Annotated in this window: 14 protein-coding genes; 3 read left to right on the forward strand and 11 right to left on the reverse strand. The window is 56.7% G+C overall.

Going from position 1 to position 24,128, the window contains the following annotated elements:
- Window positions 1-58: 58 nt before the first annotated feature.
- A complete protein-coding gene (locus AC2TF6_RS23960) occupies window positions 59-3,448 on the reverse strand; it encodes a tubulin-like doman-containing protein (RefSeq protein ID WP_491308814.1) in 3,390 nt (1,129 codons plus the stop codon).
- Between the two features lie 63 nt (window positions 3,449-3,511).
- On the reverse strand, window positions 3,512-5,266 hold the full coding sequence (locus AC2TF6_RS23965) for a vWA domain-containing protein (protein ID WP_491308815.1): 1,755 nt from the start codon (window positions 5,264-5,266) through the stop codon (window positions 3,512-3,514).
- Window positions 5,267-5,480: 214 nt separating this feature from the next.
- Between AC2TF6_RS23965 and AC2TF6_RS23970 the strand changes: the two genes are divergently transcribed.
- The 3 genes from AC2TF6_RS23970 to AC2TF6_RS23980 are packed head-to-tail and all read left to right on the forward strand — an operon-like array spanning window position 5,481 to window position 8,352.
- Window positions 5,481-5,627: a hypothetical protein gene (locus tag AC2TF6_RS23970; protein ID WP_491308816.1), complete on the forward strand. Its 147-nt coding sequence runs from the start codon at window positions 5,481-5,483 to the stop codon at window positions 5,625-5,627.
- Window positions 5,624-6,562, forward strand: coding sequence for a hypothetical protein (locus AC2TF6_RS23975; protein ID WP_491308817.1), 939 nt, complete (start codon window positions 5,624-5,626; stop codon window positions 6,560-6,562). Before AC2TF6_RS23970 ends, AC2TF6_RS23975 begins: the two co-directional genes overlap by 4 nt.
- The gene (locus AC2TF6_RS23980) at window positions 6,559-8,352 is read left to right on the forward strand and encodes a hypothetical protein (protein ID WP_491308818.1); all 1,794 of its coding nucleotides are present in this window, start codon (window positions 6,559-6,561) and stop codon (window positions 8,350-8,352) included. The genes AC2TF6_RS23975 and AC2TF6_RS23980 overlap by 4 nt, the downstream gene beginning before the upstream one ends.
- 199 nt (window positions 8,353-8,551) lie before the next feature.
- Here AC2TF6_RS23980 and AC2TF6_RS23985 read toward each other — a convergent pair whose 3' ends face one another.
- The 9 genes from AC2TF6_RS23985 to AC2TF6_RS24025 all read right to left on the reverse strand — a co-directional run bounded on the left by AC2TF6_RS23985 (window position 8,552) and on the right by AC2TF6_RS24025 (window position 24,080).
- Window positions 8,552-9,529, reverse strand: coding sequence for an S-layer homology domain-containing protein (locus AC2TF6_RS23985; protein WP_491308819.1), 978 nt, complete (start codon window positions 9,527-9,529; stop codon window positions 8,552-8,554).
- A gap of 24 nt (window positions 9,530-9,553) precedes the next feature.
- Entirely contained in the window at window positions 9,554-9,700 is a 147-nt protein-coding gene (locus AC2TF6_RS23990; protein ID WP_491308820.1) for a hypothetical protein, read from the reverse strand.
- 41 nt (window positions 9,701-9,741) lie between these two features.
- Window positions 9,742-11,004, reverse strand: coding sequence for an ArnT family glycosyltransferase (locus AC2TF6_RS23995; RefSeq protein WP_491308821.1), 1,263 nt, complete (start codon window positions 11,002-11,004; stop codon window positions 9,742-9,744).
- 88 nt (window positions 11,005-11,092) lie between these two features.
- Window positions 11,093-11,788 carry an ABC transporter permease gene (locus tag AC2TF6_RS24000; RefSeq protein ID WP_491308822.1) on the reverse strand — a complete coding sequence of 232 codons (696 nt, stop codon included), beginning with the start codon at window positions 11,786-11,788 and terminating at the stop codon, window positions 11,093-11,095.
- Window positions 11,781-12,704, reverse strand: a complete 924-nt coding sequence (locus tag AC2TF6_RS24005) for an ABC transporter ATP-binding protein (protein WP_491308823.1) — start codon at window positions 12,702-12,704, stop codon at window positions 11,781-11,783. Before AC2TF6_RS24005 ends, AC2TF6_RS24000 begins: the two co-directional genes overlap by 8 nt.
- Before the next feature lie 88 nt (window positions 12,705-12,792).
- Entirely contained in the window at window positions 12,793-13,749 is a 957-nt protein-coding gene (locus AC2TF6_RS24010; protein ID WP_491308824.1) for a sensor histidine kinase, read from the reverse strand.
- Window positions 13,746-14,468, reverse strand: a complete 723-nt coding sequence (locus AC2TF6_RS24015) for a response regulator transcription factor (protein ID WP_491308825.1) — start codon at window positions 14,466-14,468, stop codon at window positions 13,746-13,748. Before AC2TF6_RS24015 ends, AC2TF6_RS24010 begins: the two co-directional genes overlap by 4 nt.
- Before the next feature lie 330 nt (window positions 14,469-14,798).
- On the reverse strand, window positions 14,799-20,900 hold the full coding sequence (locus AC2TF6_RS24020; RefSeq protein WP_491308826.1) for a phosphodiester glycosidase family protein: 6,102 nt from the start codon (window positions 20,898-20,900) through the stop codon (window positions 14,799-14,801).
- Window positions 20,901-21,257: 357 nt separating this feature from the next.
- Window positions 21,258-24,080, reverse strand: coding sequence for a beta-galactosidase (locus tag AC2TF6_RS24025; protein WP_491308827.1), 2,823 nt, complete (start codon window positions 24,078-24,080; stop codon window positions 21,258-21,260).
- Window positions 24,081-24,128: the final 48 nt, after the last annotated feature.

Genomic DNA, 24,128 nt, shown 5'->3' on the forward strand with positions numbered 1-24,128 from the left:
GATGTTTCCGGCTAAATTTCCGCTGCTTTGTCTCTGCCAGATACTAATCTTCACTGCGCTACTTCAAGCTTTTCACCATGTCGTTTACTTTGCCCGCCACCAGCTTGTAGAACTGGTACATGTCTTCCCCGGCCGCATATTCGGAACGGTCGTAATCGAGCGCCGATTTGGCCTCCTGATAAGAGGCCGCCATGCCTCGCAGCGTCTCCACCAGTCCCGAGATATCTTCGGAAGCGATCATCTCCTGGCTGCGTCTGGATGATTTGCGCTGCAGCAGGCTGAGCCGCTTGGCGTCGAGGGCGCGCATTTTGCTGTAAATCTCGTATTCGACGAATTTGTTCGTCTGCATGAGATTCACGAACGGCTCCCAAGGATCTTCGTCCGCATCGTGGTCGTAGACATACAGAGCGCCCTTCTTGGCGATCGTCGACGTGTACATCGCTTCGATATACTGTGCGACGAATTTTTCCTCGTCCTGGTGGGCGCTGAGGGCCTGCTCCAGCTCACCGATTTTGCGGACGATGCTATCGTACTTTCGCACCTCTTCCCTTACCTGCTTGAGCAGTTCGGGGGAGCGGATGAGATTTTCCTTCGCCAGCTCTTCGTTGACGCTGCCGAAGATATCTTTGCTGCGGTCCGCCTCCAAACCCGTCTGAAGAAGGGCCTTCAGATCGTTGACGCAGCGCTGCAGCTCGCCAAAGTTCGGACGCTGAGAATTCAGCTGGAGATTGTAAGCCGAGAGGAACGCTTCGACATCGAACGGCTTCGTCAGCACGCATTCGTAGCGGTTGATCGTTCCGCTGTCTTCGCCCTTCAGGCGGACGGAGCGGTAATCCACGGCACGGTCGAACAAGCTGCGGACACTCGCGTTGTAGGACTTGACGCGTCCGTTCTCATACGTCTCGCCCCAGGATTTCTCGGGAATCGGAGACGGCAGATACGTCCAGTTCACGCGGTCCGTCTGCACGAGGTGTCGTCCGATGCCTTCCGGCTCGAGAATGGTTCTCTCATAGCTTTCTTCGTAAACCTTAAGCGGCGTATACAGGAAGAGCGGAATTCCGTTCTGGGTATTGAGCCAAAAAATCCGGTTCTTCACTTCGCTCTCTTTAATCGTAAAGCGCGAGTTCGCAATCGCGTTGTCCTGGAAGTTGCGGATGCCCTTAAAAATGTTCGGAGCCTGGACCGGAACCGAGACGAATCCCCAAGACGGGAAGTTGAAATGACCCGAGCTGTTCGTCAGATGGAACACCGGCTTCGCTTCCTCGTACAAGCGGCTTGCGATGCGGCCTTCCACCAGCTTTTCGATGGAATCTTCGTGGCCGTACTTGATGACGAGATACTCTTCCATCGACTTCGTAATCAGCTCGCCGAAGTGATCCGTCAGGAACTCGGAAACGGAGCCGATGACATCGACCTCCTGTTCCTTGATCCACTGGTTGGACTTCTCCAGCAGCTCGTTCGTGAAATCGCGGATCAGCTCGTCCGCATTGCGGTCTTCCGTCACCTGGCCGATCAGCTTCGCGATGTCCGGAACGCTGACCACGTTCCAGTAGTACGTGCGGTTGCCTTTGTGGTCGATTTCCTCGTCGCCTCTTGTGAGGATATCGCCGTTTTTCTCGAAAATTTTGTTGAGTTCGGAAAGAAGTTCCGTAAATACAAGATAAATGCGGGAGTTTTCCTGGTTGATCAGATTGTACAGATCTTCGTAAAACTCGATCATCTGCTCCATCCGCTCACGGTCGGCGTGCAGAAGATACTCCTGAATTTTCGCTTCGATGTAAGCGTCTTTCTTCCGGTCCTTGGAAATGAACGCGCTGCGCGCTTCGGTCATTTTCTGCTCGGAATTTTCCTCGGCCGCCTGGATGTCCCGCGGAATGCGGTACAAGCTTTCCTTAAGCGATTCGATATAGGAAGAAATGAGCTTCAGCAGACAGAAACCTTTGTCCTGCAAAATAATCCGGGACACGTAAAACGGCCCCTGCTCCGGATTGCGGAATATTTTCGTCACCTGCTCGGAGAAGGCTTCCTTCACCTGCCCCGGCAGCTGCTTGCGGGATTTGATGTATTCTTCGCGCGCCCGGGACAAGAAGCTCTGCTCCAGCTCGGTGTCGATGTTCACGACCTGCTGCTTGATCACGTTCGAATAGCTGAGCCGCTCGCTGTTCTGGTAGCCCGGGATCGGCTCCGGCACCCGTTTGTCGAACTCGCGGTGCAGCGAATCGGGATCAAGGCCCAGCTTGTGCGCAAGCTTCTCGACCTCTTCCTGCGAAGGGCCGGCGTCGAACATTTTTTCCATCCGCTTGAAGACTTTGTACGCCAGATAGGTGGTCATTTCCTCGATCGGCAGCACCGCCGAAGAAGCCCCCAGAATGTTGTACTGGTAGTTGGCGGCGTACGCCTTCGGCATCTGGTTGATGTTCGTGCGGATGTTGCTGATATAGTCGTGAATGGCAAATTCTTCGCCGGACTGCTTGTCCTCGCTTGCCATGAAGTTCGTGATATTCTCCGCCGTTACGTTCATGCAGTAGTCGTATGCGTTTTCCAGCAGCTTGCCTTCCAGATTGGTCGCCGAAATGAGGTGCGCCAAGTTGAAAGGCGGCATCGGCGAATTGACCGTCAGGATATTCGCGTACTGCTGCTTGAAGCGTTCCGTACGCTCGTCGACGTTCATCCAGTAGTCGAGTTCTTTGAGCGCCGCGTAGCCGTTCTTCTTGATATACTCGCGCGAATGCTCGGTCAGGCTCTTGTTCGCCAGGTTCACGTCCGGCGTGAACAGATACCCGAGCAGACTGATCTTGTCCACGCCCGCGGAGCCGTAATCGCGCTCCAGAATGCCCCGGACAATGTACGAAATGTCGAGGAAGCAGCCGCTTCCCGTACCGCCGGACAGGCCGGTCAGAATGAACACCATCAGCTTTTTGTTCGTGCCGATGGACAAGGTTTTGATCTTGCGCTCCAGCGTCTGCACGACCTGCACGATCTTCGTGAACAGAAGCAGACGGCCCGCCTGACGGACGCCCGAAGCGCCGTTGATGCCGTCGGTGATCGTCAGCTCCGGCGACAGCCATTCCTTGATGTACGGCTCCAGGATGCTGCGGTTCTGCAGCACGCTGCCGATCTCGGCATTGGACAGGAGCACGAATTCCGTCAGCGGATCGAGCCCGATGCCCTTGTATTTCTTGTTGCGGTCATGCTCGTTCGTTTCAATCGCGAGAAATTCGACGTTGTTCGGCTTCTCTTTCTTTTTCTTCGTAAAAGGATCTTCCGGCAGCTTGAATCGCCGGTTGATCTGGTATTTCAGGCGCAGCAGCGCATCGATGCCCGTACCGCCGAGGCCGATGACGAGCATCGGGTTGTCGATCGTGTCGACGCGGATTTTATCGCTGATAATCCCGCCGCCGAGAGAAACGTCGAGCTGCTGGATATGTTCCCTGACTGTTGCTTTCATATCAAAAGGCCCCCCAAGTGTGCATGTTTTTATTGGATTTCTAGCATTGGCTTATTTAGTTTCTTATTTCAGATATTCCAGCGAAACGGACTTCTGGATATTCGGAACCGTCACGCGGATACGGTCGTTTTTCTTGAGCTCTTTGCCTTTCGCGGCGTCGAACACCCGGCCGCCTTTCTCGATGGTGCAAGCGGACTCGTTAAACAGAAGAAGCGTGTCGTTCGGACCCGGCTTGAAGACGATGCCTTTGGTTTCCGCAAATTCCGGCGCGAGCGAGAGCAACTGGTGGAGCTGAACCTTGCCCTTGAAGCCGCTGAGCTTCTTGTACTGCGGGTTCGTCCGCTCGCCGGTCTCTTCGTCCTTGATCTCCACGACCAGTTGCCCGAAAAAGCCCTTGTTCGCTTTCTTCCAAAAAGCGAGTCCGAACAAGGCGGCCGCCAGCAGGACAACCACTCCGGCGATCCACGAGCCGGTTTTCACCCAATTGACGCCTTTATCGCCGGACGACTCTCCCGAAGAGGAGGCGCCGCCGCTTTTGGCGGAAACAGAGGCGGGTGCGGATTCACGCGTGAAGTTGGCGCTTTCCACCTTTACCTTCACCTCGTAAGCGTGGGAATCCGCGACCTTCCAGCTGCCTTCGATGCCTTTGTCGGTAAGCGTCAAAGGCGCTTCGGACGTCTGCTTCGTGTCCAGGTCGGTGACGACCAGCGAAGCCTTGGCATTCTTGTACAGCTCGGCGTCGGCCGCCTTCTGGCCTCCCGACTCCAGGTGAGCCTTGACGGCGATGCTGTCGCCGGCTTTAGCCGTTTTGGGGAGCTGCGCGTCCAGCACGACCTGCACATCGTAGTTATACACGAGGTTGATATCGATTTTTTCCTTCGGAACCCCTTTTATCTTAAGCGTCCAGTCGCCCTGCGCGGGATTCAATATTTTGATCAGCGAATAGGCGTTTGACGAAGTATAGACGATTTTATCGGACGGAATGTTTTGCTCCTTGCCTTTGGGATCGAGAAGCTTGGCTTCCACCGGTTTGCCCGACATAATGGAGATGTTCGCTTCCAGGACGCTTCCGTTCGGAATCGTCACTTTGACATCCTGAAACTGGCCGTTTGCCGTAAAGCCGTTCAGCGGAACGACTTTCAACTTCAGATGACTCGCATAAATTTCGCTCAAAATTTTCGGCAGATCTTCCGCCGAGCTGGTGACGAACAGCTTGCCGCCCGTTTCCTTGGAGACCGACTCCAGCTTGTCTTTGTTCAGCTTGCCGTCCGCGTTCAGCCCGATGGTGTAAACCGGGATGCCCTTGTCTTTGGCTTTCTGCACGGCTTCGCCGAGCACTTTGTCCGAATCCGCCTGCGATTTGCCGGGATTCAGAGAGTTGTTGCCGTCCGTCAGCAGCACAATCAGGGGCACATGGCCCTGTTCCGCGCCGGATTCCAGCACCTTCACCGCTTCGCTCAGTCCCACCGCCACGTCCGTATATGGCCCGCGCGTCAGCTGGTCGATAAAGGTCTTCAAATCTTTCTTGTCGCCGGCACTATTGATCTTGAGCAGCGCCTTCTCTCTCAAAATCTGGTCCGTGTAAGCGACCACGCCGATCTTGTCTCCCTGCACGGAAGCCATGTCCACAAACATTTTCATCGCTTCGTAGCTGACTTTATGGACGTCGCTTTCGTTCATAGAAGTGCTGACGTCCGCAGCGAGAACGGCGTCGATCTTCGTATCGGTAGCGGCGTCCGCCGCGAAGACTCCGCCCGGCACTGCCATGACAAGCAGCAGCAATGCCAGAGCCATATAAGCGTATCGTTGTAATTTCATCACGGGATCGTTTCCTCCAAAGCTTGTAAGTTTACGCACGGCGGCAGGCGTTGAGAGCCGTCCGCGCTTCTTTTGTAGTAAAATGTAAAAGGTGGTAGAATGTTTGAACATCTCATTCACATCTTAACTTTTTCAAGAAGCTAATTCCACTTTTACGGGGGTCCGGAACCTAAAAATCCGGCAAATTTATGAAATTGTCCGATAGGAGAATGTTATGCTGACGATGATTGTTCTTGCCCTCCTGGTCCTCTTCGTCCTAATCCGCTGGCTCACGTGGATCTCCGCGAAACGCGCGGCCTTGACTACAGAGAGCATCGACCGGGAATTTATGACCGAACTGAACGAAGGTGACCCCTCATGAGCGGCAAAATTCCGGTAGAGCTCCGTAAAGCCCGTCAAACCGTACATACTTATGAACGATTAAAACAGTGCACGCGTTGCGGCACTTATTCCGTGCTCTGGCATGATAACTGCCTCTCATGCGGAGCCGAGCGGAAATTCCTGTCCATCGGGGACATCGTCTCCTCCGTGCTCAGACGCAATATCCAGCGGGATGCCCTCATTCTGGCCGCGATCGCCTGCGCCGCCTTTTACCTCGCCCGCACTTTCCAGGAGATGGCCCTGGCGGCCGGAGCGGGAGTTGTGCTCATCGCCGTCTACGCGCTCCTGCGCAGAAGATACGCCGAGGCGCTGATGAACGCCACGCTGCGCAAGCTGCTGATCGGCGAAAACCGGGGGATCCGCAAAGGCATCCTGCTGGACGTCGACGACGCCGCTTCCGATATGGAGGACGGGGATTTCAAGTCCGCCTACGAGAAGCTGAGGGAAATCGGAACCCTCATAACCGGCAGCCATATCCGCAACCTCAAGGTGTACTGCCTGAACCGGTTTATTCTGCGCAGCGATATGGAGCTGGAACTGGGCGCGCTCATCCCCGATGAGTTCGAGCCCGGCTTCATCGCTTACCTGTACGAAGCGGCCAAAGTCAATCCGGGCCTGGTGCAGCGCGACACCCTCGATTATGTGCAGAAATACCGCGTCCAGATCGGCGGGATGCTGGAAGGGCCGGCGACGCTCGCCCTGGTTGCCGCAGCCGCGCTGCGCGTGAAGGAGTACGCATTCGAGTACGCTTCCCTCCTTTACGATTTCGTGGACGAGCTGCCCCGCGAACGGTTCCTGCGGCTGTGCCGGCTGATGAAGGAGAACCCGGACCGGGCTCCCGAGCTGCGGCAGAAAGTACTTGAAACGGCCGCCCGTAAATACGGGGACGATCCCGAGTTCGAGGGCTTCCTATGAAAGGACTGCACGTTATGCTAGGTTCTACGTACCACCGGTCCATCCGTTACAGAAACGGAGCCATTCTCTTGCTGGTCCTCATGCTGGGCCTGGCGGGATACAAAGGTTACAGCGTCTGGCACAAGACCGACCTGTACGCCCGGGCCGCCGCCGAACAAACCGCAGGCCGCGATATCGAAGCGGAGAACCTCTACATGCAGGCCCGGGATATTTCAACCTTCGATTATAAAAATGACGAAATTGGCGCTGCCCTGTCCGCCCTGCGTCCCGTTACCGAATTGAAGCGCCTGTTCGCCTCGCTGGCTTCCGAAATCGGCGTGACCAACGGGGGCTCGCAGGAACAGGCCCGGCTGCTGCAGGCTTATGCGGCCTATCAGGCCAAGAAAGCGGAAGTCGCCGCCGCAGACGAATCCGCCAAAAAACGCTTCATCGAGCTGACGGACGCCTACAAGCTGGACGAGCAGTTCGCCGCCGCCTTGGCGGGAGCGAAGAAGTCGCTTACGGCCTTGCTCCAGCAGGGAAACGGCACCTCGGCGCAGGAAGGCGAATCCGCCATGTCTCTGCTGCTTCAGCTTCCGGCTTCCGTCTATAAAGACGAGAAAACCAAACGAAAAGATTTGAACGCCCTTTTCCAAAAATATGATACGGCCCGGCTCCAGACGATTTTCAATCAGAACTCTTTCGAAGAAGCGCTCGGGGAAATCGTCCGGATCCGCCAGTTCTACTCGGAACGCAAATTGGAGGCAGCCTGGGTGCTCCCTAAAGCGGAAACCTATGTGCAGAGCACGCTGACCCGGCTGCTGGATGCCAACGACGTACCCGGATTTCTGACTCATGCGAAAACGTTCCAGAATCTGAAAGAGCTCTCCGGCTCTTCCTCCAAAGTGAATGCCTTTATTCAATCATCCTTGCGCAAACAGACGGCCAAAGCGGAGCAGCTTGCTTCCGCAGGCAAGTTTGCGGACGCGATCGCGCTGTACAAAGTGCTCGGGGACTACAAGGATACGGGCAAAGAAATCCGCCAGACCGAGATCCGGTGGATGGCGGCCGAGCCCGGCGTCCTTCTGGCGAAGGCGAAGGACAACGTCCGGTTCGTGCAGACCGCCGGAGCCAAGGGACTCTGGGGCTCCGAAGCGATCGCCGCCGGCGTAACCGACCGCGGGACGCTAGTAACCGCGCGCCTGCAGGCCGACGGCTCGGTCGTCTCGACGGAAGGCGAGATCGCCGGCGGGCCGGCCGTCAAGGCCGTCTCCTTCGCCGACGGGCTGAGCGCGGGCAAGCTCCCGGTCGTGATGCTGGAGAGCCAGTCCCGCACCCGCAATGCCCGCTATACCGCTTACGAAGTGGACGCCTCCAGCTTGAACGTGCTGCTCGACGTGGAAGCCGACGGCTACAAGCTGCAGAGCGCGGGCGTGCTGCTCATCCGCAATCCCGCCGGGGCGGGTGGCGGCGCTGAAGCGGTCTACAAGCTTCAGGGAAAGCAGTACGCGCTGGCGGAAGTTCCGCAGCAGTTGCCGGACCCTTCCCTCGAAGCGAAGGACATCCAGCCGTCCGAGCTCCCGCAGCAGCAGGCGGAAACGGTTGTCCGCCTGCCTCTGGCGATTACCCGGACCGGCAGTGGAACGGCCGTGGCGGAGATGGACGGCCTGTACGTCCTGCTGACCGGCAAGTTCTCCTGGAAGCCCGGCAATGCGGTCGTTACGGGCACCTATGCCGGCGAGACGAAGATTCTTCAGGGCGACCGCTCCGTGCCGGCTTACAAAATCAATGTGAGCCATATCGAACAGTGATTCCGGGCGTACGCTGAAAAAGTGGCGGCTCGGAACCGACAGGATTTACATCATTTGAACTTCTTTATCCATGTTAAAACAACGGCAAAGGACATTCCCCCGTCTAAAGACGGGGAAATGTCCTTTTGTTTGTTTATTGAGCTGAAAGCTGTCCGTATAAAGTCAGCCTTGTAGGACTCATCAGAGTCCTGCCCCTGCCCTACTTCCATTGGAAGGTCGGTTTCAAGCTCTTGATCCCGTCGGACAGATCGTGATACTCCGCGCTCGACTTGGCATCTTCCAGACTGTACTGCACATCGGACGGGTAGCAGATATATACGTGCCGATCCCCTTTCGCGCCCAGATAGACGGTGCGGATCAGTTCGTTGGTCTGCTCGTAATCCTCTTTGAGGCCCGCGTTTACCGAAAAAAGAAGGCCGCCGGCGTCTTTGCTCGCACGATGAATGAACCGGACGGACGTGCCGTCCTCTTCGATGTCGATTTTGCCTTCCCACTCCGCCGGAAGTTTGAACGAATATCCGTACGTCTTGTTAGCGTAAGCCACCGTATTCAGCTTGCTCAAATCATAAACCTCCAAACTGCCGGGGCTGGGCCGCAGACGGCTCTCGTTTACCTTCAGCCGCTGCACGAACGTAACGGCCTCGACCCGGCTCAGCGTATCGTCTTTGCCGAAGCCTTCCGGGGTGCGCGCTTCTTTGCCTTCGGCCAACCCCACATCCAGCAGATAGCGGATGGAATCGTCCACGCTGTAATGTCTGCCCGATGCGCTTGCGAGAAGCTGGGCCGCCCTGCCTCTTGTCAGCGCTTTCCGCGCGGAAGCGTTCCGGTCGATGACGGACGTTTGAACGACCGGCCACCCCAGCCGGCTCGCATAGTCCACGTAAGGCGAGGCCCAGTCGGAACTGCCCGGGTCCGGTTTGAAATCCGTCGGCCGGTAAGCGCGGATCAGCATGGCCAGAAACTCGTTTTGCACCACTGCCTGGGCAGGCTTAAAAGTCCCGTCCGGGTAACCGTCGACGAATTTATCGCCGACCGCCCATTCGATTACGTCTCTGCCCCAGAAATCGCCGGGAACGTCTTTGAACGTGCTCCCTTCACCGTAAGATGCGGAAGCGTAGACACCCGATAAACTGAAAGCCAACAGCGCGGCCGTGGCCGCTTTAGCCCCTTTTTTCATAGCACCGGTCACTCTCCAGTCCCTTTAACGTGTAAAACAAATAAAAAAGACCGGACTCCCTTCCAGAAGTCCGGCCGCTTTCGCCTGATTTGGATGAAATGGAAGACTATTCCATGCTACCAAATTCAGGCGTTCTTTTAAAGTTACAACATTCTCCGCTTTCGTAACCATTTCACGGATCTCCGTTCCGGCACGGGTCAAGCGGTACTCCGTTATTGCGGGTACAGCCGTGTGATGGAAGAAGACCTCCGGGACGACAGCGATTGGATCAGCACCACGATCAGGTAGGCGGCAAAAATCGTAAAGATAAACAGGATCGGGTACATGTATCTTGAGAACTGGACGAACGGAATGTGTACCCCGATCACATACACGACCGTTAACGCCGCCACGAGAATATCCCATCTTCGCCTGATCAAGGCCGCTATAAAACCCGCGACTCCCAGCACGCACAAAATAATATGGAGAGCAAGAACGAAATGGTAAGACATCCCCCAGAAGTCCAGCCAGTAGAACGTCTGCTCGAAAGCCAGAATCGTTTTATCGAACAAATACCATTTGATCGTTTCGAACGGCTTCGTTTTCAGGCTGTACAAAATAATGTGGCCGACTTTCTCCGTAGAGTCGTCATAGACGTCCGGCGAATATTGCGGATATTCTTTAAAAAATCCCGGAGAAGGCTCGCCCGGAAGCACCCCCATCAGCATCGGATTACCCGACGAATCCGTAAACGGGATAAACTTGCCGAAATGGACATAGTTCCGGACCCACCAGGGACTTAACAGCAGGCAGGTGGTCAAAACGATTGTCGCCGTGTACAGAACCATTTTCTTGAATGGGACCCGCCGGATCAGCCAAGTGACGCCGATAATAAGCGGAAATAAAATAAATTGAGGCTTAAAATAAGCGCAAAGGGCCAGAAGAGCCCCGATTGCTATGTATTTGCCGACGGACGGCTTCTTGAGCGCGTACAAGGTCATGCACATCAGCAGCAGGAAGATGATCTGGAAAATCCCTTCCGACAAGATTACACCGCTGGTGTAGTAGTTCGGCGGGTAAAGAGCGGCGATGATACAAGCGACGAGCGCAACCCGGGAATTGAACATGTGCCGGGCGATAACGAACAGCAGATAAACGGAAGCCGCCTGCAGGACACATTGAAAGAGCCTGACGGCGATCGCCGTATTCTCGTAATCCCCGAATATCCACATAAAAAAAGCCAGCATCACGGGAAAGCCCGGCATAATGAACAAGGTCGGGTTCGGATAGCTTTTGTAAACGAGCGTCCCTTCCTCGAGAAGCACCTTGGCCGCATACATATATTTGACGTCGTCATTGTCCATTTTCTCGTAGGTACCCAGTAAAAAAGCGTCTCCGTAATAAAGCGCCGTAAAGGCGGAAACGGCCAATACAATTGCCATGAGCGCATATAAAATTCGTTTTGTTCTCAGGCTTTCTTCCTTTAAAGTAAACATTTTCCTATTCCCCCTTCCTCACCGGATCATCATACACTATCTTGGAGGAAGGGTTCAATACTTTGCCTTTATTTCCAGACGGGACCATCTAAAGGACGTCGGACGTTTCTATTTTACGGATGGACCAGAACGCGCTCAGCACACCGACGGCCGCAAAAACAAGCGGAAGGATATATCCGGCACTCAGCGAGAACCCCATGTTGTTCGAATCGGTGATGGTCACCAGGATGACGGCGGAAATAATCGTCGCGGGGACCGACTTCTTCATCATGCCGAACAGCAGCGGAATCAGACAAATCCCTGCCGCCGACACGGCGTTCAGCAGCATACGCAGAACGTGATCCACGATCATTGGGGCGGTTAACGTTTCGGGCACCATATTCAGCCAAGCGTCCGCCAGCAGAAAAACGCCGGTTACAAACAAGCCGGAGAGGAAAACCGTGGCGAAGGTCCAGAGACTGACCAGCAGCAGCTTGGCTGCCATGATCTTTTTCCGGCGGACCGGGTAGGTGAACAGAATGTTGACCGTTTTGGCATTATACTCCCCGATCACAATCCTGGCCAGAATGGCGGAGGCAAAAATAACGAAGGTGATCTTGACGAACCCGATGATGACACCGAACGCCATCGCATAGTCCTGATAAGCATCAATGACGTTGTCTACCTGTTCCGCCACATGAACACCGCCGATAAGCAGCAGAATCACAGCGTTGGCGATCAGAATGCCCGGGAAGTATCCGCCGATTTTATATTTTTTAAGCTCGAGTTTCATCAATTTAAGCATGGACGCCGCCTCCGTGAATGGATTGCAGGAAATAGTCTTCAAGCGAGCTCGCCTTCTTGTTCAAGGCCTCGATTTCAACTCCGTTCAGAAGCAAAACTTTGGAAATTTCCGCCTGCGAGACTCCCCGTTCGTAAATGCGCATTATTGTATCGCCGACGACTTTGTAATTGCTCATACCGAGCTTGCTTTCCAGCACATAGACCGCTTTGTTGAGGTCCGGCGTAACCACTTCGATATATTCGGTATGTCTGCCCCTTACCTCGTCCATCGGCACCTGTTCAATCAGCTTGCCTTCGCTGATGACGCCGACCGTATCGGCGATTTGTTCGATCTCGCCCAGAATGTGACTGGAGATCAGCAGGGTGATACCGTATTCCTTGCTCAGCATCTTGAAAAGATTTCTCAGTTCCTTGATGCCGACGGGATCCAGTCCGTTAATCGGCTCATCGAGCAGCAGCAGTTCCGGACGGGTCGTGATGGCCCGCGCGATTCCGAGCCGCTGCTTCATGCCGAGCGAGAAGTCTTTGACCGGCTTGCGGTCGATATTTTTCAGCTGAACCAAGTCCAGAGCCTCCCCGATGGCGGCTTTATTATAGAAGCCCATGTATTCGCAGTGGAGCTCCAGATTTTCCAGTGCGGTCAGCCTGTCGTAGAACACCGGATACTCGATAATGCTGCCCATCCGTTTCAGAATCTCGTAAGAGTTCTCCGTCAGTTTTTCACCGAAAATTTCAATTTCGCCGCCGGTCGGTTTAATCAGATTCGCCATCATTTTCATCACGGTCGTTTTGCCCGCTCCGTTCAATCCGAGAAACCCGTAGATTTCCCCCTGCCGGATCGTCATATCGACGTCCGAAATCACTTCTTTGCCGTCAAACACTTTCGTCAGCCGCGTCGTTTTCAGCAGTGTGCCCATTGGATTGACCCCTTTCGTATCTCCTCTTTCTGATTCTTAGTTTAGCTTCCGATTTTCTCTTTTTTATTACTCGATTCTTACAAAAATCTTACGTCCTTCCGTAAGCTATTTTTTTGAGTTTTACGGTGAACGACGTTTTCACGTAAGGCTTGCTGGTCAGCGTAATGACGCCGCCGAGCTTCTCCACCAGCCGTTTCGTGATCGTAAGCCCGAGGCCGCTTCCCTGATAAAGAGGGTTGCGGGAATCCTCCAGCGTATACATGCGCTCGAAAACCCGGTCCTGATGAAACTCGCTGATCCCCTTGCCCCGGTCCCACACCTCGACATAGGCATGCTCCTCGTCCTCGCGCAGAGTGAGGCCCAGCATATTCCCGTCGCTGCCGTATTGGGAGGCGTTGGAGATCAGGTTGTTCAAAATGCGCACAAGCGCCTCTTCGTTCCCCAGCACGTAAACAGGGGTCTCCGGCATCGCGATCACAACCTCCACACCCTTGGACGTCAGCGGTTCATAGAAAGCGAGTATCGTCTGCGAGCACACTTCGTTCAGATGGATACGGTTCAGGGGGATGTCCCGGTCACCGGACTCCAGGCGGGCGAGATCGAAAAATTGATTGATCAGAGCGAGAACTTCCCGGGCTTTCGCATGGACTTTGTCCAGCAGCCGTTCCCGTTCTTCCGCCGGTGTGGACGGATTTTGAATGAGCGTTTCCATATAGCCGAGCACAACCGTGAGGGGCGTTTTGAGATCGTGAGAAATGTTCGCGAGCATTTTGCGCATCGAATCTTCGGTTTTATTGTACGTGGCCGTCATCCGCTGATTGACTTCCACAAGCCCGTTCAGCCCGTTCAGCAGAGCGATCAGCTGCTTGTCGTCCGTCAGATGAAGCAGTTTTCCCTGGGGGACGCCTCCCCTTAAAATCCCGTCTAACCGGGTCGTTATGTAAACGAGGCTTTCGTCCCGCTTTTTTTTGCTTCTGTACTGAACGAAGTGAAGAACGAGAGAAACGGCAAGCAGGGCGAGCAGCAGTCCCGTCCACCCGGTCATTCGCCGAATTCCCCCAGCTTGTAGCCGATTCCCCACAGCGTTTTGATATAAACCGGATTCGACGGATCGTCTTCGATCTTTTCCCTCAGTCTGCGCATATGGACGTTGATGACATTTTCATCCCCGTAATAATCGTCTTCCCATACCGAGCTGTAAATTTGCGCTTTCGTAAAAACCCGTTTGGGATGAACGGCAAACAGTTTCAATATATGAAACTCCTTGGACGTCAGCTTAAGCTCCGACCCGTTTTTGCTTACCGAAAAGTTTTCGAGGTCGATAACCAGCTCGCGAACGCGCAGCACTTCGGGCGGGGCCGGTGTCCGTTCCACGGGTGCGGCTGCCGCATACTGCGTCGCCCTGCGGATCGCCGCTTTGATCCGGGCGGCCAGCTCGATCATGGAGAACGGCTTGGCGATATAATCGTCCGCGCCGAAACCGAGACCGAGCGCCTTATCGACGTCGCCGTCCTTGGCGGACGTAATCAGGACGGGGACGAGGCTCGTCTGCCGCACCTTCTGCAGGAAGTCCATGCCGCCCAGTTTCGGCAGCATCAGATCCAGCAGAATCAGATCGAACGGCTGACCGGCAAACTTGCGGACCGCTTCTTCCCCGTCATAGGCGCGCACGACAATGAACCCTTCCTTCGTCAAATAATCGCTTACCATATCGCTGATCTCCGCATCGTCTTCCACAAGCAGCAGTGTATTTTGCATATTCATCCCGTCCATTCCTGCAATCTGTTTCGGTTGAATCATATCATGTTTCGGAAAAGCCCGGTAGAAAGTTCCAGAAGTTTTCCGGCAAAATAAAACCTGCCTCGTCGTCCTGAGACGCCGGGCAGGTTGTTAAAACAAAGCTGTATTCGGGGAGAATTCGTCCTCCTCAAATCCGGAAAGTGACTGGTGCTTCTCTAATTATCTCCGCATCTCAGCTCCGCCTATTTACAGGATCCCAAGCCGCAGACGGGATTCCGCTTGTTATTCCGCCTATTTACACACCGCGCACACTCCCGGCGCATGTGTGGCGTCGCATGGCGGCGGTCACCCCCATCAGCGGATGACGCCTCCCAGCTTATTCAGCAGGTTAACGGTCACCTGCGCACTTTCGGCGCGAGTGGCGGTGCCTTCCGGCTCGAATCCGTCGGCCGTGCGCCCGTTCACGAGCCCCAGGCGCGAGGCGGCGTCGACGGCTTCCCGCACCCATGCGGGAGAAGCCTCCACGTCGGCGAAACGGACGGGTTCGCCTCCGGCTGCCTTCTTCCCGGCCGCAGCTTCGTACGCCCGTACGATCATCGCCGCCATTTCCTGGCGCTTGATGACCGCTTCCGGCGCAAACTCGGAGGCGGTGACGCCGTTTACGAGTCCGGCCTTGGAAGCTGCGGCAACGGCGCCCGCGTACCAATCCTGTCCGGACACGTCAGAGAAAGTCGGTACTCCCTCCGCCTTCAAATTCAGCAGACGGACGAGCATGGCGGCGAACTCCGCCCGCGTCACTTTCCGCTCGGGAGCAAACGTGTTCTCGGTCATCCCCTCAATCAGGTGCCGGGCCGTCAGCTCCTTGATGACTCCGGCGGCCCAGTGATCTGCGGGCACATCGGCATAGGCTTTGCCGTATTCCAGCACGGCATACGTGCCTAAATGATTCACATCGGCCGAAAGCTTGCCCAGGTGCCAAGTACCGCCGGCATATTCAAGGGCGCCGCTTCCGGCGATTTGATAAATGCCGGCAAGCCTTGCGTCCACGCTCGCGCCGACCGGAAGCTCAATCGTGACCGGCTTCGCAAACTTCGTCAGCTCGCTCGTTTTGCCGTCCTTCGTCGTGACGGTCAGACGGAACTCCAGCAGGTCGCTTCCCGCCGCAAGCCTTGCGCCGGAAGCGGCCGATGCGCTGCCGAGCAGCCTGCGGGCGTCTTCGCCGGCGATCCGTGCCGCGCTCAGCTTCAGCGTGCTGCCTTCCCGCTCGGCCGCCGGCACCAGCTCGCCCAGCTCGCGCAGGACGGCTGCGGGAAGCGTCACCGCCACGTTGCCCGCTTGGACGCGGACGGCGGTGTCGCCCAAGAGCGCGCCGGCATTCCCCGGCAGCGCCAGCTCTTCAAACGGTGCGGACGCCACGAAAGTGACCGCGCCTGCGGCTTTCATCGCCGCCAGCTCTGCGGCGGTGGCGGCAAGCTTGCCGGCGGAGCCGGGCTGCGGCTTCACAGGCGGCTCTACCGGCGGTACGGGCGGAGTTCCGCCGCCATTATCGCCGCCGGAGCCTCCTCCGCTGCCGCCGTCGCTGCCTCCGCTGCCGGAAGCCTTCACCGTCAGCTCGTACTGCGCGGTGAATCCGCCGTAGACGGCGGACAGGACGGTCGTTCCTTCCGTCAAGGCCTTCACCGCTCCATGCGGGTCGATCTGCGCCACGGACGGCCGGCTGCTGCTGTATGTCACGCCGTCCAGCAGGTCGAACCGGCTGTTATCCGTGTAAACCGCGTGGGTAACCGTCTGATCGGTTTCCCCGACTTTAAGCGAACCCTTGCCGGACAGCTCGATGGAAGCAAGCTGACCCGACGGCAGCCGGTCCACCGTCACGGTCGTCTCTCCGTACACATCGGGCGCCGTGCCGCTCGTCGCCCGGATCACCGCGGTACCGAGACCCGCCGCCTGGACCACTCCATCGGCCGTCACGCTTACCGCGCCCGCCGGAGTCGAGCTGTACACGGACCATGTCACGCTCTGGTCCGTCGCGTTAGCCGGTTTGACGGCGGCGGTCAACTTCACGCTTTCTCCTACGGCCAGCTTGAGATTCTGTTGTTCAATTTCAACGGATGCCGGAGGAACCCCTTTCTTATATAAGCTGAATTCGTCCACGACCCGGCCGCCGACCGTTTTCGTCACAAATTTCAGCTCGTCGCCGGTAATGTCGATGGAAGCGTACATTTGCGTCTGCTCCTCGTCGATCACCCGCTGCCAGTCCCGTTTGGTGACCGGATAAAATTTCGGACCGCTGGAACCGGCAACCACATAGGTCGTTCCTTGTCCGTCCGCCACGATCTGGTTATTTTTCATCGGGTACGTTCTCAAATAAATGTGATCATGCCCGTTCAACACGAGATCTACGTTGTTCTCCTCAAGTACAGGAGCCCACAAACTCCGGAGTTCGGCGGTATCGTAGATACTTCCGTACGGACCCCGGTGGAAAATGGCGACCTTCCACTTCTTGTTCGTTTTGGCCAGATCCCGCTTCAGCCATTCTTTCTGCTCTTCATACTGATATTCGCTGTTCAGCACCACAAAGTGAACGTCCTTATAGTCATAGGAAAAGCTGCTGCCCTTCAAGCTGTCCAGTCCGGTGCCCGGCTGGTTGAAATGCGCCAGGAAGTCGCTGTTTTCTCTCGTTCCCATGACTTCATGGTTGCCGATCGTTCCCACGAGCGTCGTGTTCAAAAACGCATCCTGGGCCGCACCGAACCACATGTTCCATTCTTTTTCGTTAAAGCCTTTGTCGACCATATCCCCGGCATGAACCATGAATTCCGCGTCCGGGTTGTCGGCGACCGCTTTTTTCACCGTGTTGCCCCACAAATTAAAACCTGCCTGATCCCCAGCCTGGGAATCCGCAAAATACAGAAATTTCGTATGGTCTCCCGCAAGTTCCGCCGTCTTGAACGTACCCTGCTTGCTCGTATGGCCTTTACCGTCTCCTACGCGGTACACGTAAGAGGTTCCCGGCTCCAGGCCGTCCGCGACCGCTTTATGAATGCGGATCGTCCCGATATCCAGCGTGCTGTACAAGCTGCTGTCTCCCGTAATCCGTTTCACGCCGCTGCCTTGAAAATCCGTAAATTCCGACTGCTTGACGAGTTCGACCACAGTCGGTTCGGTTCCGGGATTCGTATGCCAGATAAACGCGCGCGATGCGGCCGGGTCCGGACCCATGTTCACGCCAATGTTATAAGGCGTCTCGCTCCCTCCGAGGGGGGATACCGCAAAGACGGAAATCGCGCTGTAGGCGTTCCCTTTCGCCGCCTGCAGCTTGTAGCTTTTGACGGCGGCCGTCAGCGCCTGCGTACGGAGCTTGCCCTGAGCGTCCGTCGTTCCGATGGAGGAACCGTCCGCGAGCACCGTGGCCCCTTCGACAGCGGCACCCTGCTCGTCTTTCACGACAAGCTCGGTTTCGTATCCCTGCACGTGACCGTAGTCGTTCCATTCCAGCTTCAACTGGTTTCGGATCTCCGAAGAGAGCGGCAGGCCGAAGAAGGAGAAGCTCGTATCCCCCGTATTCGCAAACGAAACGGAGCCGGACTTAAAGGCGATAAGATTCGTGCCGGCCGCATCCTTCCGGATATCGTACTGAATTTGGCCGATGATATCCTGATCCGTCAGGGAGGCCGTCTGAAGCTCTTTCATTTTCAGGCTTACAAGACCCGCTGCGCCGTCAATGTCCGCTGTCAGCTGTATATCGCTGAGCTTCGGACCGCGGACAAGCCGGATGTTTTCGACTTTACCGGGATCGAAAGCGAAGTCGATGCGGCCGTTTTTGATGCTTGCGGCTTTGATGCCTTTAACATCGAGGGAATACGTTCCGCCCGCATACACATCTTTGGGCGTGTCGTACACAATTTTGGCCGAGCCCGTGTCGACGTTGAACGTCCATTCTTTGGTCGTCTGGTTGCCCGACAGGTCACGGACCGAAACCTTCGCCTGATGGATTCCGTCCGCCAAAGGCGTTCCCGGCGTGTAGTAAATCCGGCCTTCCGGCGGATACAGCGTATGCTGGACCAAGGCCCCGTCGAGATAGAACCGGATTTTGTCCGGATCGATCAGAGTCGTGCCGGGATGCTTGGCGGGATCGTAGCCGTAGTCCTCCCCGTACACTTTGATCGTCGGCAGGTTCGATTTAATCGTCTCGCCTTCGCCTGGCGAGAAATTTTTCAGGAGAGGCGGGTCCATATCGTCCTGCGCAGGCCCGTAAAGCGCCCGGATCTGGTCGACGTAGATCGCTCCGGCGTCTTTCTTGGCCGACGAGGTCTCCATATAGCGGACCGGCATATCCATCGTCAGCGGGAGGGTTCTTCCTTTGGGCACGACGGCCTCCAGGTACTTCCACCCTTTGAAATCGACCCCTACCGTCTGGTCGACAAAATCAAGCGCCACGGCACCTTTGCCGTCGCGCATTTGCGCACGAAGCCAGTGCTTGTTCCCGTCCCCGTATACCCACATGCTGATTTTCTCGGGGTAGCCCGGAATCTGGATAGGCTGGGCGCCGCTTTTTACTTGCAGATAAGCACCCGAGGTTCCCGGCATCCCGGTAAAATCGTAGGCCAGCTTCAGCGAGTTTTTGCCGAAACGCACGAATTCTTCATCCGTTTCGATGCTCACGTTGGTGCTCTTGAACTGGGCGCCCGAACTCGGATTGTAGCGGTCCAGCCCGTTCTCGAAGTCTTCCAGAATAACCGGAGGAACACCGACAGTCACATCCAGAGATGTCTCTACGTTCTTGTATTTGGCATAAATCTTTCCGGTTTTCTCGGTTTCGGCCGTGGCGGTAAAAACCCCGGCGGCGTCAATCGAGCCGATCGGCCCCTCGGTGCGCCACTGAATCCGGCTGTTGTCCGCTTGAACGACCTGCCCGTCACGCAAAGCCGTTATGTTCAGCGTTTCCGAGCTGCCGGACGTGAAGGTTCTTACGGCATCGGCAAATTTAAGTTCGGTCAAATCTTCCACGACTTCCACCTTCCCCGTTCCCGTCAACCCGCCCGAGGCGGCCGTGATGACAGCTTCGCTCGCCTTGGAGCCGGCAGTAAACGTACCGTCCGGGGCAAACGTACCGATCGCCGGATCGATGCTCCATTGCGGAGTCCCGTTAAAAGGTGCGGGATGCAGATTGGCGTCCACGGCAGCCGCTTTGAACGCAGTGGACGAGCCGGTCAGCACACGCTCCGTTTGCGGCTGGACGACCAGTTTATCCGCAGCGCCTTCCGGCGCTTTGTTGACGAGCAGCAGACCGTTTGCGGTTTTGCGTTCCCCGCCGTCGGACGGCGTGTTCAGAATTTTCCGCGTTTTCTCGCCGGGCATCCGCGCCACGAAGGTGGAAGATCCGCCCCCGTCGAGGTTCAGCGCATTGACGGCGCCGAGGTCTTTCATCAGTCGGCCCAGCTCCGTCAAGTCCACGCCTTCGCTGAAGCCCGGCTGACGGCCATCGATTTCCAGCAGGATGACGGAACCGTCCGCTTTCGTCCCGATGGCCGTTCTCGGATGCGCCGCCGGATCGCTGTGCGGCTGGGCGGAACCGTCCTTGACGAGCAGCCCCGAGCCGCCGATGGCCACCCGGACGTCTTTCCATTCGCCTTCCAGCGTAAAGCTGGCGGTGACGTCATCCCCGGGTTTCAGTTGGGCCAGCGTATCCCGGAACTTGCCCGAGGCCGACAGAACCGCCTGATTTTGGGCTAGCGGGGTATTTCCCTTGTTTTTATGTACTTCGGATACTTTCATCACAAGCGTCTGGCCGCTCTGCACGGCTCCGCCCGTCACATCGAGCACCACCTCGTCCCCAAGGTCGTTGGTCATCGTTGAAGAATGAAACTCGGGTGTGTAAAGAACGAGCGACTCCGTTCCCCGCAGCCGGTTGATGTCCGTAAGGGGACTGCTCTGCCCGCCGAACGCAAGGGTCCGGGTCAGCTTCGGGCTCGGCCCGTAAAGACTTGTCCCGTCGGTTTTTATGCCGAAGGCGTACCAGTCCGCCGGGGGACTCGCAAGGATTTCGCCTTCTCCCATAAACAGCCCGGACGGAATTCCCGTAGACATATCGTAAAAATCTCCGTTAACGGCCGTAATGACCCGGTTGCCCGTCCGGTCCGCATCCGCAGCCATTTGGCTGACGCCCTGCATCCCGTACACCTTGCCTCCGGTTTTGCCCGCCTGCAGCTCCAAAGCCGCGTTTTTGGGATCGAACTCTACAAAATGGAGCTTTTCCGGCCCCCGGTCCAGCTTCATATTCATCCATTGGTACGTGGCGCCGGGCCCTATTTCCACCACCCGTTTGTCCACGATTTGCCCTGCCGACGCTGTCGTGCCGGGCACTGCCGCTAATCCCTGTCCTGCCGGCAGCAGGAGGGAACCCAGCATCATTCCGCTGAGAAAAGATGCCAGTCTCCGTCTGTTTTTCGCCATTATCGTCACATACCTCCCAAGCTGGTTCAAAGTTTGTCGTCATTTCCGCATTCCGGCTGTTGAGCAGTGGGCCATGCCAGGAAAGTATACGGTTGTCTTGTAAACTCCACCCCCTATCTTTATAAAGATTTTATGAACCGGGAGCACTTTCATTCATAATTTAGAAATACCCCCACCTTTTCTATTATCAGGGAAAGAAAGCGCTTTTTGAAGTATTATTTTATTATTTAATTTAAATATGGCAAAAAATTTTGTTAATTTTCTCTTTTTGAAAATAAAAAAGACACCGGAACCGTCCCGAGAGACAAAGTTCCGATGTCTTTTGCTTTTGGAAAAGATTATGGCGATTCCGGCCGCTTAGGCGGGTCCGCCCACAAGCTCCAGTCTGACGCCGCCAGGATGACAGCCCTCTTCGTCATAGAAAAGGACCTCGTTGCGCTTCTTCAGCAGGCTGACCGGAATCTTGTAGGATTCCTGGGGACCGATCTGCCAGTAACGGCCCAGGCAAAATCCGTTCACCCACAAAATCCCTTTGCTGAGCCCGTCGAGCGTGATTTTCAGCTTGGCTCCGTCCGGCTCGTCCGCTTGCTCCGCATGGACGCTGTCCGTACGCTTCGAGCTGTCATCGCCGCTATGCTCCGGCCAGTCGAAAGCAGCTTTAAACCAGCGGGGAAGCCTGTCCCGGTCCGGGACCGCCTCCTGTGACGATGCTGCCGCCGCATTCGGCCCAGACTCCAGCTCAGGCTCCGGCTCCAGTGCCGACCAGTTCGCCGCATCGAGCGGATCGGCCGCGCCCGCCGTCACCCAGCCGGAAATACGGGAAGCCGAAGCATACAGGTAAAGCTTCATTTTCGGAATATGGCTGATTCCTTCGGCGTCGAATTCCAGCTCGTTGCAGCCTTCCTTGAGCAGCTCGCCGATGTCCGCCACCCCGTACGGGGCATCGCCGCGGTTCCATGCCGTCTCGTTGTAGAGCTGAGGAACGACCTTCCGCCCGTTCACGCGCAGCCTGGATAAGCCGTACCCGACGATGACTCCGCTGTCGTACTCTTTGCCGGTATGCAGCGTCCGGTACAGGCCGATCCGGCCTTCGATTTCCGGCAGCGCCCGCAAGGAATGCACCCGTCCGGCGCCGTCAACCTGCCAGCCCTCCGTCAAATCGGCGCTTGCTCCGCCCAGGCTCGGCATCGCGCTCAGCCCCTTCGGCTCGGCAAGCGTCTGGGTGAAATTGTAGCGGCCCATATTCTGCACGAGAATCCGCAGGCGGTTGGCTCCCTGCCGAAGCGGGATAGCGAGCGCCGCCGCTCCGATTTCCGTCGTTTGCCCAGCGTACCGGCCGTTTACGTAGACCCGTGCCGGGTCCTCGATGCGCGGAAGCGTGAGCGTACGAAGCGCTTCCTCTGCGGAATCGACCTCGGCCTCGTAAGCCAGGTACCCGCTGAACCGGCCGAAAGACGTGAAATCGAGCGGACCTTCGGCTTCGCGGGCAAATTCCTTCTCGGCATCCGGTTCCTCATCGGCCTGCTGCCAGTCCGTCAGAACCGGGGCCGTTCCCCGGGCCTCCGGAATAGAAGCCGCTTCCGCTTCGACGGCCGCACGGTCCGTCACGGTGATGCGGGCGATTTCCCCGCCGGCGTGTCTCACCGTGATCGTCTGCGGACGTTTCCCGTGGAACAGCGTGAAGACGAGGCGGCCTTCTTCGTCCGTGCGGACGCGCTGCGGCAGCGGACAGTCCGCTTCCAGGCCGGTGAGTCCGGCCGCGGAGAGAACCAGCGCGGACTGCTGGCCCGCCTCATGGTACACGGCGCCTCTGCCGCGGTCGAAGCCTGTCGTGAAGCCGGTCATCGCCTCCAGGGTGACCGGCTGGCCGGCCCCGGTCCGGCCGATTTCCACGCCGCATACGACCGGCAGGATAGCTCCCGCTTCCACCGTATAAGGGAGCGGGGAGATCGGCTTCGCGGCTTGGCCGGAAGCGGAGGCTGCGTGGTCGTGCCGAGCGTCCGCCTGCAGCGCCCCGGCTTGCATGGAATCGTTGTCTCCTGGAAGAGGACATCCGATTCCGAACTTCTGCAGATCGAGCATCCCGTTCAGGCGCTCCGTATCGTCGTTATGAATAAACAGAATCGTGCCCTGCGGGCCGGATTTCTTTTTGGCGGACGAGTGTTTGCCCAGTGGGATAAAGGCCGCGCTGCCGGTCGTTTCCGTCAGAAGCGGCTCCATCCAGCGCACGAAATCATGGACAAGTTTCAGCGCTTTGTATTTGGCCGTGGGCCTCAAATATTCGTCGAGCGCAGCGTCGTAATCGTAGGAGGTCGTCATAAACGTATGCTCCCCGATCGTTCTGCCGCCCCAATGCCCGAAATTCGTGCCGCCGAAAAACATATAATAGTTAATCGCCGTAAACCCCTCGCGAATCAACTCGTACGTCTTGCGTTCCACCTGGGAGGCTGTTTTCTGATTGGCCCGCGGTCCGCCCCACTGCTCGAACCAGCCGATCCAGAACTCCAGGACGCCTTTGGGCTGGTCGGCGAAACGCTCTTCCAGCGTGCGGGCATGTTCCTCGGCATGAGACCAGAAATTGCGGAACTCGACCGCTCCGTCTACAGCGCCGTAGCAGGTAACCAGGGGAACGTCGATCCCCCGTTCTATCAACCCGTCCCGCAAATATTCCATATACGCTTTATCCGGCTTGCCGAGCGCCTGGAATTCATTTTCCACCTGAACCATAATAACGGTGCCCGAATTCGAAAGAAGACGGGGCAGAACGACCGGTACGAGACGGTCCCAGTAGAGATCCACGTAATGCAGGAATTCCCGGTGGAATTTCCGGTACTGCATATCCGGCTTACGCTCCAGCCAGTAGGGCAGCCCGCCCATATCCCATTCGGCGCAAATATACGGTCCCGGCCGCACGATCACGTACAGACCGCGCTCGGCGCAGAGGTCCAAGAACGCTCCCAGATCTTTGTCTCCGCTGAAATCCCACTGCCCTTCCTCTTCTTCGTGCCAGTTCCAGGGAACGTAGGTTTCGATGCAGTTACATCCGGCCTCTTTGGACTTGTCCAGCACCTCCGCCCATTCGGCTCTCGGCAGACGGAAATAATGGACGGCGGCGGATAAAATAAATACCCGTCTGCCGTCGATGATCCAGCTGTTGCGGTCGTATTGTACACGGGTCATGCGCATGTAACCTCCTTATGCGAAAATGTCTCCTTCCAGGAGACATTT

The organism is Paenibacillus sp. JNUCC 35 (assembly GCF_058269095.1).

Coding starts and splice junctions, on each gene's coding strand:
- AC2TF6_RS23960 (WP_491308814.1), bottom strand. CDS start 3,448: ATGAAAGCAACAGTCAGGGAACATATCCAGCAGCTCGACGTTTCTCTC.
- AC2TF6_RS23965 (WP_491308815.1), bottom strand. CDS start 5,266: ATGAAATTACAACGATACGCTTATATGGCTCTGGCATTGCTGCTGCTT.
- AC2TF6_RS23970 (WP_491308816.1), top strand. CDS start 5,481: ATGCTGACGATGATTGTTCTTGCCCTCCTGGTCCTCTTCGTCCTAATC.
- AC2TF6_RS23975 (WP_491308817.1), top strand. CDS start 5,624: ATGAGCGGCAAAATTCCGGTAGAGCTCCGTAAAGCCCGTCAAACCGTA.
- AC2TF6_RS23980 (WP_491308818.1), top strand. CDS start 6,559: ATGAAAGGACTGCACGTTATGCTAGGTTCTACGTACCACCGGTCCATC.
- AC2TF6_RS23985 (WP_491308819.1), bottom strand. CDS start 9,529: ATGAAAAAAGGGGCTAAAGCGGCCACGGCCGCGCTGTTGGCTTTCAGT.
- AC2TF6_RS23990 (WP_491308820.1), bottom strand. CDS start 9,700: ATGGTTACGAAAGCGGAGAATGTTGTAACTTTAAAAGAACGCCTGAAT.
- AC2TF6_RS23995 (WP_491308821.1), bottom strand. CDS start 11,004: ATGTTTACTTTAAAGGAAGAAAGCCTGAGAACAAAACGAATTTTATAT.
- AC2TF6_RS24000 (WP_491308822.1), bottom strand. CDS start 11,788: ATGCTTAAATTGATGAAACTCGAGCTTAAAAAATATAAAATCGGCGGA.
- AC2TF6_RS24005 (WP_491308823.1), bottom strand. CDS start 12,704: ATGGGCACACTGCTGAAAACGACGCGGCTGACGAAAGTGTTTGACGGC.
- AC2TF6_RS24010 (WP_491308824.1), bottom strand. CDS start 13,749: ATGACCGGGTGGACGGGACTGCTGCTCGCCCTGCTTGCCGTTTCTCTC.
- AC2TF6_RS24015 (WP_491308825.1), bottom strand. CDS start 14,468: ATGAATATGCAAAATACACTGCTGCTTGTGGAAGACGATGCGGAGATC.
- AC2TF6_RS24020 (WP_491308826.1), bottom strand. CDS start 20,900: ATGGCGAAAAACAGACGGAGACTGGCATCTTTTCTCAGCGGAATGATG.
- AC2TF6_RS24025 (WP_491308827.1), bottom strand. CDS start 24,080: ATGACCCGTGTACAATACGACCGCAACAGCTGGATCATCGACGGCAGA.